The 13,929-nt window shown below is 29.3% G+C and carries 12 protein-coding genes and 1 riboswitch; of the genes, 3 read left to right on the forward strand and 9 right to left on the reverse strand.

The window, feature by feature from the left end:
• Positions 1-205 precede the first annotated feature (205 nt).
• The 4 genes from KGF52_RS11785 to KGF52_RS11800 all read right to left on the reverse strand — a co-directional run bounded on the left by KGF52_RS11785 (position 206) and on the right by KGF52_RS11800 (position 4,132).
• Entirely contained in the window at positions 206-1,573 is a 1,368-nt protein-coding gene (locus tag KGF52_RS11785) for a metallophosphoesterase (RefSeq protein ID WP_227840323.1), read from the reverse strand.
• 455 nt (positions 1,574-2,028) lie between these two features.
• Positions 2,029-2,253, reverse strand: a complete 225-nt coding sequence (locus tag KGF52_RS11790; protein ID WP_227840324.1) for a hypothetical protein — start codon at positions 2,251-2,253, stop codon at positions 2,029-2,031.
• On the reverse strand, positions 2,250-2,804 hold the full coding sequence (locus KGF52_RS11795) for a GyrI-like domain-containing protein (RefSeq protein WP_413894811.1): 555 nt from the start codon (positions 2,802-2,804) through the stop codon (positions 2,250-2,252). Before KGF52_RS11795 ends, KGF52_RS11790 begins: the two co-directional genes overlap by 4 nt.
• A 248-nt stretch (positions 2,805-3,052) precedes the next feature.
• Complete coding sequence (locus KGF52_RS11800) at positions 3,053-4,132, reverse strand: ATP-binding protein (RefSeq protein ID WP_227828278.1); 1,080 nt, start codon at positions 4,130-4,132, stop codon at positions 3,053-3,055.
• A gap of 276 nt (positions 4,133-4,408) precedes the next feature.
• Positions 4,409-4,524: riboswitch (FMN riboswitch) on the forward strand.
• A gap of 186 nt (positions 4,525-4,710) precedes the next feature.
• Here KGF52_RS11800 and KGF52_RS11805 point away from each other — a divergent pair.
• Positions 4,711-6,084 (forward strand): MFS transporter, encoded by a 1,374-nt coding sequence (locus KGF52_RS11805; protein WP_227828277.1) that lies wholly within the window; start codon positions 4,711-4,713, stop codon positions 6,082-6,084.
• A gap of 184 nt (positions 6,085-6,268) precedes the next feature.
• Here the strand turns inward: KGF52_RS11805 and yihA are convergent, their stop codons facing one another.
• Together yihA and lon are read right to left on the reverse strand one after the other, a co-directional pair.
• Positions 6,269-6,880 (reverse strand): ribosome biogenesis GTP-binding protein YihA/YsxC, encoded by a 612-nt coding sequence (gene yihA / locus KGF52_RS11810; RefSeq protein ID WP_009891775.1) that lies wholly within the window; start codon positions 6,878-6,880, stop codon positions 6,269-6,271.
• Positions 6,870-9,233: an endopeptidase La gene (lon, locus tag KGF52_RS11815; RefSeq protein ID WP_227828276.1), complete on the reverse strand. Its 2,364-nt coding sequence runs from the start codon at positions 9,231-9,233 to the stop codon at positions 6,870-6,872. The genes yihA and lon overlap by 11 nt, the downstream gene beginning before the upstream one ends.
• 171 nt (positions 9,234-9,404) lie before the next feature.
• Between lon and KGF52_RS11820 the strand changes: the two genes are divergently transcribed.
• Positions 9,405-9,917, forward strand: a complete 513-nt coding sequence (locus KGF52_RS11820; RefSeq protein WP_227435756.1) for a chromate transporter — start codon at positions 9,405-9,407, stop codon at positions 9,915-9,917.
• Positions 9,905-10,435, forward strand: a complete 531-nt coding sequence (locus tag KGF52_RS11825; protein ID WP_227840325.1) for a chromate transporter — start codon at positions 9,905-9,907, stop codon at positions 10,433-10,435. The genes KGF52_RS11820 and KGF52_RS11825 overlap by 13 nt, the downstream gene beginning before the upstream one ends.
• Before the next feature lie 60 nt (positions 10,436-10,495).
• Here KGF52_RS11825 and clpX read toward each other — a convergent pair whose 3' ends face one another.
• The 3 genes from clpX to tig form a co-directional block, all read right to left on the reverse strand.
• The gene (gene clpX, locus KGF52_RS11830; RefSeq protein ID WP_227435752.1) at positions 10,496-11,746 is read right to left on the reverse strand and encodes an ATP-dependent Clp protease ATP-binding subunit ClpX; all 1,251 of its coding nucleotides are present in this window, start codon (positions 11,744-11,746) and stop codon (positions 10,496-10,498) included.
• 18 nt (positions 11,747-11,764) lie between these two features.
• Positions 11,765-12,349, reverse strand: a complete 585-nt coding sequence (clpP, locus tag KGF52_RS11835) for an ATP-dependent Clp endopeptidase proteolytic subunit ClpP (RefSeq protein ID WP_227435751.1) — start codon at positions 12,347-12,349, stop codon at positions 11,765-11,767.
• A 150-nt stretch (positions 12,350-12,499) separates the two neighbouring features.
• Positions 12,500-13,786 carry a trigger factor gene (gene tig / locus KGF52_RS11840; RefSeq protein ID WP_227840326.1) on the reverse strand — a complete coding sequence of 429 codons (1,287 nt, stop codon included), beginning with the start codon at positions 13,784-13,786 and terminating at the stop codon, positions 12,500-12,502.
• Between the last annotated feature and the right edge of the window lie 143 nt (positions 13,787-13,929).

Below are 13,929 nucleotides of genomic sequence, written 5' to 3' on the forward strand. Positions count from 1 at the left end.
AATTCATTTCCTTTTATTTATAAATTAAAATATTTCTCCAATATAATTATATAAAAATTTCAAACATTTATGTACATATATTTAAAAGTAAATCTTCTGTACATTGTAAAAATTCAATCATAATAAAATTTCTAATTGAATCCTTATAAAAAGTAGTAAGAGAAGATTAAATATTTTATGTAAACATAGAATTTCTATGAGTTATTTATATATCCTTTTTGATATGTTCAAGATTCACTTTAAAAGTTTTTTCATCTTTTTGAACTTTAAAATTATCATTAGGTAAAACTGTTATAATACTATTTTTATATTCAGACTTATCAACCTTTAAACTTAATCCTGTCTTATTAGAGTCACCATATATATAACAAATAGGTTTTTTATTACTCATAAATACCATTTGTACTATATCCTCACTATCTGTTGGTATGATATTTCTCCACTTATATCCTACAGTTTTATATATTGTTTCAACAGGTGTATATGGTTCAAATATATATAGTTTATCCCATTTAAAAGGAAGCAATTTCCCTAAGCTAATTTCTTTAGTTTTGCTATCTAGACTGAAAATACTTCCAAAAAATTCACTAACTCTATCTATTTCTTGATTTTTTTCAAACGTGGATAACTCACTAGATTTATCAACAACATTCCATTTATCATTATTTTTTTCTAGTTTAAAGTTAATTTTAGAAACACATTCTCCATGTTTTCCTGGTTGCGTAACTATAACTTTTTCTCCTAAATTATTTTTATAGTCATGTTGTTTAATTTGAACATGTGTATGTCCAGCTACTATTGCATCAATACCATCAACATTTTGAGCCAATTCTTGTATTCTGTTTCCTGGATTTTTAGGTTTTTTAGGTTTCTCACCTGAATGTACTACAGCAACTATAACATCTGCTTTATCTTTTTTCATTACATCGACCCATTTGTTTGCATCATCTACTAAATCATTCATATATAGCTCACCATTATAGCCTCCTTGGTCTTTTAACTCCAAAGATTTAGAATCCACACTCTCTCCAACTTCTTTTATTGTAAGACCTAAAATACCTAATTTAACATTACCTTTAGGAGTATTAATATTTTTTATTATATATGGCTTTGTGTAATTACTCCCATCTTTTTTATAAGTATTAGCTGATAATACATCAATACCTTGTTTATTAAAATCAGATATCATATTATCTAAATAAAATTTAGAGTTAGATACAAATTCGTGATTTCCAAGAACTACAGAATCATATCCCAATTCTTTCATTTCTTTTGCAATAGGAGTTTCTATATACTTCTCGGTTTTATTATCAATATCTGTTCGTCTATCATCAAAATATTTTTCCATAGGTGAACCTATTGGCCCACTATCAAAGAAATCTCCCGCATCTACTAGAGTTATATTTTTATCTTTTTCTCGTTCTTCTTTTATATAAGAAGTTAACTCATAAGGTAGATTTCCATGTAAATCGGTAGTTGCTAATACATTTATTTCTGTTGTTTGTTTTGAGGCACATCCAGACATTAGCAATACAGACAAAAAAGTAATACCTATAATTATTTTATTTTTCATAAATCCTCCAATTTTATTTTTTCTTAGTATAAATCTTAATTTCATTCTTTATTATATTTAATTTATAATACAAATCTAATATCAATAATACTACAGTAATATACAAAAATCATCTATATATTCCATAAAAACTTAGTTATATACTAGAATATACTCTTGTTTACATAAAAAAGTCACTCATAATAGTAACTTTTTTAAATGCAACTTTAGATATTATCATCAAGGTCAATTATATAATTATTGCAACTTTCACAATAAAATATTTTACATCTCATTTAATTTTCTTTTTAAGTCTTCAACAGATTGTATTTGTATTTTTTTTAAGTTCATAAAGAAATAAGATAAAACTTTTATAATAGGATTTTTAACATATATATTTTCTATAAACACTATTTTAGTTTTTCCATTCTCTTCAAAAAATTCGCCTTGCCAATTACCATAGAAAAATTTATTTTCTATATCAAATTTATAAAGCTTATTTTTAGTTTTTCTGTAACAGTAAATTTTGTTCTGTTTCCATCCTTATTGTACTCAATAAAAGTACTTCTGCCATCTAATATTTCAATTTTACTTATATCACTTCTCCATTTATAATCACGATTGTCTGTAACTATATTCCAAACTGTTTCCACGTCTGTATTAAAATAAGCTGTTATCTCAGATACTCTACATTTTTTCATAAACTCCTCCTATTTTTTATTGGAACCCAAATTTCACTAACATAATTATCTTTACTACTATCTCCTTCAAAGTAAAGTTCAAAATTGAAATCAGCAACTGGCTCATAGCTAGAGTATTGGAAAAACTCACTATATATTTTTACCCATAGATTTTGAATAGAATTTGGCATGGCACCTGTACACTTGAAAATAGCCCATTTATGAGAAGGTATTGTAAATAAGGTAAATTTATCATTTTTAGGTTTTTCATCTGTCTCAACAGCTGCATAATAATTAAATAATTGTTTGTTTTGTGAAACTGCCATTTCATCTATTCCCAAAACACCACCTTTTGTAACAGTGTTTTCTTTCACATAAGAAATTAGCTCTCTATACAAACTACTATTAAACAAGTCTTGCCAAAACCTTGGTATTTGTTTTCTAAATACATCTTCATCTTTAGAAAATTGTTTCTTTAAAGCAATTACTGAAAATTCTCTCTTATCGACAATTTTGTAATCTAAAGTATTTCCTCCATCTAAAGATATTTTTAATGTTATCTTGCTAAATATTCATAATCTAACTTTTCTAAAATATTGTCTTCAATATAATCAATAGATTGTTGTAATCCCTCTAACCACTGCATTTCATATGTACCCCCATATTTTATAATAAATTCTCTAAATTTTCTTGTCTTTTTGTGCAAAGATTTATCTGTTTAAATTATAGCAAAAAACAGCAAACTACCATAGCTTCAAAGCTATAGCAGTTTGCTGTTGATTATATATACTAGTTAATATTAATTTTAAACAGACATATTTTATATATTTTCCTCATACTTTGAAATTCTCTTAACTAGTTCATCTCTCAATTTTCCTACTTCATCAAATCTCATGTTAGGACTATAGTAACTTTCTATAATATCATGTTTTGATTTAGCTCTCTTAAGATTTAAAACTGACCAACAAATTAAGTCATCTAAAACTTTTTCATCAAATTTAATGTCTTCTTCATACTTAAGTAATTTTTCTCTATTTAAAAATTGATTCAAATCAATTGTATCTTCATCTTTAAAAGTACTACTTATAGTTATTCCTATATCTAAATCAGTTAATAATATGGTTTCAATTTTTTCAGGAATAAGTGGATAGTGATAAACTTCTACATTCAAGCCTTTCTCAATGGCTTTTTTGTACACTTTACTCAAAAGTGTAGTTTTCCCAGCGCCTATTTCTCCTGATAAATAATAAACCTTACCTACATCCTTTAAAATATGTTCTGTATAATCTAAGCATCCTACAGGAGTTATACCTGATCCAAATAAATGCTTTTCTTTCTTTAACTTTCCTGTACTATCTACTCCATCAAATAATCTTTTTATGAATTCTTCTGTAACTAAATTTACTTTTCCATAATCCATACAGTCGGAATATTTTTCCTCGATATCTCTAAAAATTGGTTCTGCTGATTTTAAAAATTTGAATGCTCTTTTAAAAGCATTACTAATATCTTTATCATAGCTTGAAATTTCTTGTCTATTTTTTTCTAACTCCTCTGTATTCCAGTAATCGCCTAAGTTAATTATCTCGTCCAAAGCACCTGGGAGTTTAGGGTCTACAGTATGTGGAGCAGTTGCATCCATAAGTACCACGCCTAGTTTCTTTATAACTACACCATCCAACGAACTTGGGTCAGAAGGGCAATGATATAATTCAATATCATATCCTTTATGCAAAAACTCTTTATAAATTTTTTTCATTAGTGAGGATTTTCCTACTCCAGGTCCACCCTTTAAACAAAAAACTCTTTTTACATTTTCAGGAATTATATAGTCAAAAAAAGAATATGACCCTTGTGATGTGTTTCCACCTGGAAATGCCTTTTTTATCTTTCCTTCCATATTAGCGCCTCCTCATAATTTACCATACCTCTTAATTAAGATATTAATATTATACGAGTTTTGTTACAGCTTTATGCTTTTGCTAAATATAAAACTTATCATTCAGCAATGGCAATAACTTGTTTTACTTAATTTCAATCTATTACTATACTCTAATTTAGGTTTTGTCCAAAAGTATAATAAAACTGTCTATACTGTGGTGTAGTTGTCTGTATTGCTTAAATCTAATTGTCTCGACTGTTATTTTATGTTAAAATAAAATTAAAAAATACATCTGTTTTTCTTCAGAAATGGGTGAAATTCCCTATCGGCGGTAAAAGCCCGCGAGCCTTATGGCAGAATTTGGTCAAATTCCAAAGCCGACAGTAAAATCTGGATGGTAGAAGAAAATAGTATATGAGTACCTTTATGTAATTTTACATGAGTAATCTATACAAATCCTTCAACTACCGCATTTATTCATGAAAATAAACATATTCTAAGGTACCTAAGAAATAGGTGCTTTTTTGTTGTTTATTTTGTAACTATACTGTACTTATAAAACAAAATCTACTATGTAAAAGATTGGAGTGTTATCAGTGAAACAAAAATGGATAGTATTAATTATCATCTGTATTGGTATATTTATGTCTACTCTTGATGGAAGTATACTAAATATCGCAAATCCTACAATTGCTGCCGACTTTAAAATTAACATGTCGCAAATCCAATGGGTAGTTACAGCTTATATGTTGGTTGTAACAGCTACTATGTTGTTTTTTGGAAAGCTAGGTGATAAGGTAGGTTCAAATTATCTATATACGTTAGGATTTTTTATATTTACAATAGGTTCCTTTCTATGTAGTATATCTAATAACCTAGTAACATTGATTTTATCAAGAATATTTCAAGCAATTGGAGCAAGTATTTTAATGGCAACTGGACTTGGTATAGTTTCTAATGCATTTCCAGCAAATGAAAAGGGAAAGGCTATAGGAATTACTGGAGCAGTAGTTGGTATAGGAAATATGAGTGGTCCTGTAATTGGTGGAATACTTTTAGAACACTTTGGATGGCCTTCTATTTTCATCATCAATATACCTATTGGTATTATAGCAGTCTTTCTTGGGATAAAATTTCTACCAAAACCTATTTTAGATGAACAAAACAAAAGTTTCGATATTCCAGGTCTTCTATTATTTGCATCTTGTACCACACTTATATTGCTTGCAATGAATGGAGAAGGAAATACAAAATGGTATCTAGGAATAGTGGCAATTATAGCATTTTTATTGTTGGTATTGAGAGAAGTAAAATTTGAACAAAGTTTTATTGATTTACCTTTGTTTAAAAATAGAAATTTCACTGTAGGCAATATTATTGGAATAGCTTGTTATTTTCCTCAAATGGCAGTATCTTTCCTACTTCCTTTTTATCTAGAACAACTAAAAAATTTATCTCCTATGATGGCTGGCTCTGTCATGACTGTTCATCCACTTATTATGGTACTTATAGCTCCTATTGCAGGTTCTCTTTCTGACAAACATGGTGCAAAAAATATTCTGACTGTATCTTTTTCATTTATGACTATTGCTCTGGTTGGAATGGCACTTTTAAAAGCTGATTCTCCATTATATCTTTTGATTCTATGCTTAATTATTTTTGGCTTTGGATTAGGCTCTTTTAGCTCACCAAACAATAGTAGTATCTTGGCAGATGTTCCACCTCAAAAGCAAGGATATGGAGGAAGTTTTCTAGCAACTGTTCGTAATTTGTCATTTGCCCTTGGGACAGCATTTTTCAGTAGTTTCTTTGCACAAAGACTTATATATCATCAAAAGTCTACAAGTCATACACTGGCTTATGTCGCAGCTAGTAATCAATCTTACTGGATTGCAGCAGCAGTATGCTTTATAGGACTTATACTTACAATTTTCTTTATGAAAAAGACAGAAAAAACTACTTCTCAGTAAAGATTTATTGCTAATTATATAAATCACTAAATCTTTAAACAAACTAATTTACACTAATTTTATTAGTTTCTAACAATAATTACTTATATTTATTGTTTATAAACAACAAGGATGCCACAAAATCTCCATTAAAAACATTTTGAGGCATCCTTTATTTGATTTTAATATATATAAACACTTAAAATTAATCTACTGTTATTTCATATCCATGTTGATTGTATTGATTTACAATTTCTTCCCAAAGTTCTTCAACACCAGTCTTTTTTAATGAAGAAACAGGGATTACTTTTTCACTACTCTCCATTTGCAATTTCTTTCTTATAATACTTATATGCTTTTGATATTGTCCTCTAGATATTTTGTCTGCCTTAGTTGCAATAACTACACAGTTATATCCAAAATGTTTTATCCATTCGTACATAAGTTTATCATCTGCTGTAGGTTCATGTCTAATATCTACAAGTAGGAATATAGAGCATAGTTCTTGTCTACTTTCTAGATATCGTTCCATTATACCTCCCCATTTTTCTTTTTCAGATTTGGCTATTTTAGCATACCCATATCCTGGAAGGTCTACAAAATAAAATTCGTTATTTATAAGATAGAAATTTATAGTTCTAGTTTTTCCTGGTGTTTGACTAGTTCTAGCAAAGTTTCTTCTGTTAAGTAATGTATTTATTATTGATGATTTTCCAACATTTGACCTACCAGCTAGTGCTATCTCTGGTATACCTTCTGCTGGATACTGTGATTTATTCACAGCACTCATAGTTATCTCTGAACTTCTAATTTTCATTTTTTTCACCACTCTTTAATAAAGCTTGTTCTAATACTTCATCCATATGCTCTACAAGTACAAACTCCATCTTCTCTTTTACATTTTCTGGTATATCATCTAAATCAGCTTCACACTCTTTAGGAATTAATACTTTTGTTATACCAGCTCTATGAGCTGCTAATAGTTTTTCCTTAACTCCTCCTACAGCTAACACTCTACCTCTTAAAGTTATTTCTCCTGTCATAGCTATATTACCTGGCACAGGTCTTTTAGTAAGTGCTGAAATTACTGCAAGTGCCATAGTTATACCAGCTGATGGCCCATCTTTTGGAACAGCACCTTCTGGAATGTGTATATGAATATCATTAGTTTTATAAAAATCAGGGTCTATATCAAACCTGTCCACTATTGATCTTATATAAGAAATACCTGTCTTAGCAGATTCTTTCATAACATCTCCTAGTTTTCCAGTTAATACAATTTCACCCTTTCCTTTAAGCACATTTACCTCTACTTCAAGGGTAACTCCACCAACTGCTGTCCATGCAAGTCCATTTACAAGCCCTATTTGAGGATTAATCTCTGCAAGTTGGTATTTAAACATATCTTTTCCAAGATATTTTTCTAAGTCAGACTTATTTACAACAACTTCTTCAAGTGTTGGGTCCTCAACATATTTTTTGGCAATTTTTCTACAAACTTTACCAATAGTTCTTTCTAATGTTCTTACTCCAGCTTCTCTTGTATAATGATTTATTATACTTCTTAAAGTTTCATCGTCCATTTTTATAAAATTCTCTTTTAAAGCATGCTCTTTAATTTGTTTTGGAAGTAAGTATTGTTTTGCTATATTTAATTTTTCTTCTTCTATATATCCAGATACCTCTATTACTTCCATTCTATCTAATAGTGGTCTTGGAATATTGCTTAAACTATTTGCTGTTGTAACAAATAGTATCTTTGATAAATCAAAAGGTATTTCTAAATAGTGGTCCACAAAATCCTTATTTTGCTCTGGGTCCAATACTTCTAGCATAGCTGAAGCTGGGTCACCTTTATAATCTGCTGCCATTTTATCTATCTCATCAAATAAAAACACAGGATTTTTAGTCTGAGCTTCTTTGACTCCATTAATTATTCTTCCTGGAATAGAACCTACATAAGTCCTTCTGTGTCCTCTTATTTCGGCTTCATCTCTAACTCCACCTAAAGATATTCTTACAAATTTTCTATTTAATGCTCTAGCTATTGATTTTACTATAGATGTTTTCCCTGTACCTGGAGGTCCAACTAGACATATTATAGGACCTTTAAGTGATTTAGCAAGAGTTCTTATGGCTAAATACTCTAATATTCTTTCTTTAACCTTCTCCAACCCATAATGGTCTTCATCTAATATAGCTTGTGCTTTAATTATATCTAGTTTATCCTTTGTTTCTTTATTCCATGGTAATGAGAATATAGTATCCAAATAATTTCTACTTACAGATACATCTGGAGACATTGAAGATATCTTTGAAAATTTATCAATTTCTTTTTCTATTTTCTCTTTAGTAGTTTTAGGTGCTTTTATTTTTTTAAGCTTTTCTCTATACTCATCTGCTTCAGAATTTATGTCTTCTTCCTCACCTAATTCCTTTTGTATAGCTTTTAATTGCTCTCTAAGATAGTATTCTTTTTGAACTTTATTCATTTGTTTTTTAACTCTTAAAGTTATCTTTTTTTCTATTTTTAATATATCTATCTCTTCTAATAATATAGAATATATAAGTTCAAGTCTTTTCTTAATATCAAATTCTTCTAATATTTCCTGCTTCTGACTTGATTTTAGATAAATATTTGCAGCTATTGTATCTATAAATCTATCTACATCCTCTATATCAGCTAAAGATATTAATATTTCTGGTGATACTCTATTTCCAATGTTTATATATTCTTCAAAAGCATCAAATACATTTCTTACAAATGCTTCAATTTCAACTTCTGTTTCACTATCTAAATTATCACTATCAAAAACAATTTCTTCTATTACTGCTCTAAAGTATCCTTCTTCTTGCTCTATTTTTTTTACTCTACCTCTTGATACACCCTCAACCAAGACACGAACTGTATCTCCTGGTAATTTTATCATTTGTTTAACTTTACAAATTGTTCCTACATGATAAAAATCCTCTTCACCTGGTTCATCAACATCTGCTTCTTTTTGAGATGTTAAAAATATAAGCTCTTCATCCATCATAGCTTGGTCTAAAGCTTTAAGAGATATTTCTCTTCCTATATCAAAATTTAATATCATATATGGAAATATTGCTAATCCCCTCAAAGGGATTAATGGTAATTCATGATCTATTTTAGTATAATTTTGTTCCATCAACATTACTCCTTTTCTAGTCTAATTATTTTGCATTTTATATTATATATTTGCACATGTTAATTTTCAACATTAATGATAACTTCTTAGCATATTATATTATTATTTTATTATGATATAATATTAGTGTTAGTATACTTAGATGTTATTTATCTTTTGGAGGTTTCTATTATGTTGAAATTGTTTTTAACCTTTTTAAAAATTGGTGCGTTTACATTTGGTGGTGGATACGCTATGGTTCCTCTTATACAAGATGAACTTGTAAACAAACAAAAACTTTTAGAGCAGGAAGAATTTATCGATTATCTATCCATAGCTCAAAGTTATCCTGGAGTACTAGCAATTAATATCTCTGTATTATTAGGATATAAGCTTTATGGTATACCAGGAGTTCTTATATGTACCCTAGGCTCTGCTCTACCGTCATTTTGTATAGTCTTAGTGTTGTCATATTTATATTTTAAAAATTCCTCATCTAAAATTTTAGATGGATTTTTTAAAGGAGTTGCGCCTGTAGTAATAGCTCTTATATTGTATTCTTTTACGAGCATGTTTAAGAAACTGCCAAAGTCTAAAACTAACATACTACTATTAATTATAGCAGTTTTATCTGTTGGTGTATTCAATATAAGTCCTATTTATTTAATAATTGGAGGAGGTGTATATAGTCTATGTCAGAAATAACACTACTCTTCTTAATATTCCTTAAAATAGGAGCATTTAGTTTTGGTGGTGGGTATGCTATGCTACCATTTATTCAACAAGAATTTATATCTAAATACCACCTTATAACTAATCAAGAATTCTTAGATTTACTTGCTATATCGCAATCTACACCAGGTCCTGTAGCAATAAATAGTGCTACATTTGTAGGATTTAAAACTGCTGGTTTTTTTGGTTCTCTATCTGCAACTATCGGTGTTACAATATTTGCATTAGTAGGCTTAACCATTATATCAAAGTTATTTGCTAAGTTCAAAAATAATAAAAAAGTAGAAAATTTATTAATGGTACTTAGACCAATTACTTTAGGTTTTATACTGTCAGCCGCTTTTTCATCTGCAAAAGAAGTTAGTTGGGACTTATATGGAATAATCGCATTTGCAGCATCATTCTACCTTCTATATAAAGGGAAAATTGGCTCTATTGCAATTGTATTCGTCTTTGGTATTATAGGTATTCTACTCACATTTTTATCATAATAAGACCTAATTTCATATTAGCATAAAAAAAGGAGCCTTTTAAAGCTCCTTTTCATCATCTTATGCACTTTCCTCTTGATCCTTAAGTACTATGATAGGATTTACTGAGTCTTCGTTCACAGATTTCTCTGTTACTATAACCTTCTTTATATTATCTCTAGATGGTACTTCAAACATAGTTTCCATCATTACACTTTCAACTATACTTCTAAGTCCTCTAGCTCCTGTATTTCTTTCTATAGCCTTTTTAGCTATTGCACGAAGAGCATCATCTTCAAATTCTAGCTCAACATCATCTAACTCTAATAATTTCTTATATTGCTTTACTAGAGCATTTTTAGGTTGTTGTAGTATTTGCATTAGTGCATCTTCATCCAGTAATTCTAAAGTAGCTAAAACTGGTATTCTTCCTATAAATTCAGGTATTATACCATACTTTAATAAATCCTCTGGAAGTACTTTTTCATATAACTTCCCTAAATCTAATTCTTTTTTACTTTCTATCTTAGCTCCAAACCCTAGTGTCTTATCTCCACCACGTTTTTGGATTATTTTTTCTAGCCCATCAAAAGCTCCACCTAATATAAATAATACATTAGTAGTATCTATCTTTAAAAATTCTTGATGAGGATGTTTTCTTCCTCCTTGTGGTGGGACATTTGCAACAGTGCCTTCTAATATTTTTAAAAGAGCTTGTTGAACACCCTCTCCACTAACATCTCTAGTTATAGATGGATTTTCAGATTTTCTTGCAATCTTATCTATCTCATCTATATATATTATACCTCTTTCAGCTTTTTCTATATCAAAATCAGCAGCTTGAATAAGTTTTAAAAGTATATTTTCAACATCTTCTCCAACATATCCAGCCTCTGTTAGTGATGTAGCATCTGCCATTGCAAAAGGTACATTTAAAGTTCTAGCTAAAGTCTGTGCTAATAACGTCTTACCAGAACCTGTAGGTCCTAATAAAAGTATATTACTCTTTTGGATTTCTATATCCTTGCTACTAGACTTTTTACTATATATTCTCTTGTAATGATTGTAAACCGCAACTGATAAAGCTTTTTTAGCTTTTTCTTGACCTATTACATAATCATTTAATATATTCATCATTTCTTTTGGTTTTGGTAAAGATGTAGTATCTTCATCTATAGTATCTTCTATTTCTTCTTGAATAATTTCGTCACAAAGTTCAACACACTCATCACAAATGTATACATTTGGACCTGCAATTAATCTTCTTACTTGATCTTGATTTTTACCGCAGAATGAACACTTTAATTGTCGTTTCTCTTCGTATTTAGACATATTAACACCTCTCTCTATCTACGGTCTCTTTGTAAATACTTCATCTATTAAGCCATATTCCTTGGCTTCTGATGCACTCATGAAGTTATCACGTTCAGTATCCATTTTTATTTTCTCTAATGGCTGACCAGTTCTTTCAGATAATATTTCATTTAAAGTTTCTTTTATTTTTAAAATTCTCTTTGCGTGAATTTCTATATCTGTTGCTTGACCTTGAGCTCCACCTAATGGTTGATGTATCATTATCTCACTATTTGGTAGTGCTAGTCTTTTTCCTTTTGCTCCTGCTGCCAACAAGAATGCTCCCATAGAAGCAGCCATACCTATACATATAGTACTTACATCTGGTTTGATGTATTGCATAGTATCATATATAGCCATTCCAGAAGTTATACTTCCTCCTGGAGAATTTATATATAAATGTATATCTTTGTCTGGGTCTTCAGCTTCTAAGAATAATAGCTGTGCTACTATAAGCCCTGCTGTGGCATCATTAACTTGATCTCCTAAGAAGATTATTCTGTCCTTTAATAGTCTAGAGAAGATATCATAAGATCTTTCTCCTCTTCCTGTTTGTTCAACAACTACAGGTACTAATGCCATGGTTTCATACCCCCTTTATTCTATATAATTTACAGTAGCTTTTTTAAGCTACTGTAAATTATTTTACGCATTTAACTAAATTATATTTGCACAACATTATATACTAAACATTCTATAACGTCAACTATATTAGTTATAGCGGTTATTTTATTAAGCTATTGTTGCACTTTCAACTAATAAGTCTATTGTCTTTCTTATTTTTATTTGTCCTTTTATATCTTCCTTATCAGCATCTCTTAAAGTAGTTTCTATTTTTTCTACTTCCATATTGTAAGCAGAAGCCATTTTTTCTAATTCAGCTTTAAATTCTTCTTCTGTTGCTTCAATTCCTTCAGCTTTAGTTATTGCTTCTAATACTAGTGAAGATTTAACTAATTTTTTAGCATCTTCTTTTCTTTCTTCTCTTAATTCTTCCATAGTTCTACCAGTCATCTCTAGTAATTGTTGTAATCCAAATCCTTGATATTGTAATTGGTAGTTAAGTTCGTTTAACATATTATCTATTTGATGCTCTACCATAACTTCTGGTATTTCTATTTCTGTATTTTCAGCAACTTTTTCTACTACTGAATTTCTAATTTCTGCATCTGCTTTATTTTTTGCTTCTTCTTCTAATTTAGCTCTTACATCTGCTTTTAATTCATCTAAAGTATCAAATTCACTAGTATCTTTAGCAAATTCATCATCTAATGCAGATAATTCTTTTACTTTTACATCATTTACTTTTACGTTAAATACAACTGGCTTTCCAGCTAAATCTTCTGAGTGGTATTCTTCTGGGAAAGTAACATTAACTTCAACTTCTTCTCCAACTTTTTTACCTACTAATTGCTCTTCAAATCCTGGTATAAATGTGTTTGAACCTATAACTAAGTTATAATTTTCACCTTTACCACCATCAAAAGCTACACCATTGTCAAAACCTTCAAAGTCTATTATAGCTGTATCGCCATCTTCTAAAGCTTTGTCTTCAACACTTACTAATCTAGCATTTTTTTCAACCATTTCTTGTAATTTAGCTTCAACATTTTCATCACTTACAGTATTCTCAACCTTAGCTACTTCTATACCCTTATAGTTTCCTAATTCAAACTCTGGTTTAACTTCAACATTAAGAACCATAACTAATCCATTGTCTTTGCTTATTTCTTCTATATCTAAATCTGGATTGTCTATTGGATCTATATCTAATTCCTTGATAGCTTCTGGATAAACTTCTGGGAATAACACTTCTATAGCATCATTATAGAAGATACCTTTTCCATATTGAGTTTCTATAACAATTCTTGGAGCTTTACCTTTTCTGAATCCAGGTATATTATATTTGCCTTTGCTTTTATTATAAGCCTTATTTACTGCTGCTTCAAATTTATTGTTATCTACTGTTATTTTTAAAGTAACTTTATTACCCTCTTTTTTAATTAGTTCTGCTTTCATCCTTCTAATCCTCCTAGTGATATTTATGTAATACCCGATAATGGTATCATAATTCATTCTATTTATAATTCAACCACTTAATTATATCACATAAGTTTTTTTATTTACAAGTGTTCCATTAATATCGTTGTACTTATTTGATA

Origin of the sequence: Clostridioides sp. ZZV15-6597 (assembly GCF_020657815.1) — a bacterium.
GTDB lineage: Bacteria > Bacillota > Clostridia > Peptostreptococcales > Peptostreptococcaceae > Clostridioides.

Coding starts and splice junctions, on each gene's coding strand:
- tig (WP_227840326.1), bottom strand. CDS start 13,786: ATGAAAGCAGAACTAATTAAAAAAGAGGGTAATAAAGTTACTTTAAAA.
- lon (WP_227828276.1), bottom strand. CDS start 9,233: ATGGAACAAAATTATACTAAAATAGATCATGAATTACCATTAATCCCT.
- yihA (WP_009891775.1), bottom strand. CDS start 6,880: ATGAAAATTAGAAGTTCAGAGATAACTATGAGTGCTGTGAATAAATCA.
- clpX (WP_227435752.1), bottom strand. CDS start 11,746: ATGTCTAAATACGAAGAGAAACGACAATTAAAGTGTTCATTCTGCGGT.
- clpP (WP_227435751.1), bottom strand. CDS start 12,349: ATGGCATTAGTACCTGTAGTTGTTGAACAAACAGGAAGAGGAGAAAGA.
- KGF52_RS11800 (WP_227828278.1), bottom strand. CDS start 4,132: ATGGAAGGAAAGATAAAAAAGGCATTTCCAGGTGGAAACACATCACAA.
- KGF52_RS11785 (WP_227840323.1), bottom strand. CDS start 1,573: ATGAAAAATAAAATAATTATAGGTATTACTTTTTTGTCTGTATTGCTA.
- KGF52_RS11825 (WP_227840325.1), top strand. CDS start 9,905: ATGTCAGAAATAACACTACTCTTCTTAATATTCCTTAAAATAGGAGCA.
- KGF52_RS11790 (WP_227840324.1), bottom strand. CDS start 2,253: ATGAAAAAATGTAGAGTATCTGAGATAACAGCTTATTTTAATACAGAC.
- KGF52_RS11820 (WP_227435756.1), top strand. CDS start 9,405: ATGTTGAAATTGTTTTTAACCTTTTTAAAAATTGGTGCGTTTACATTT.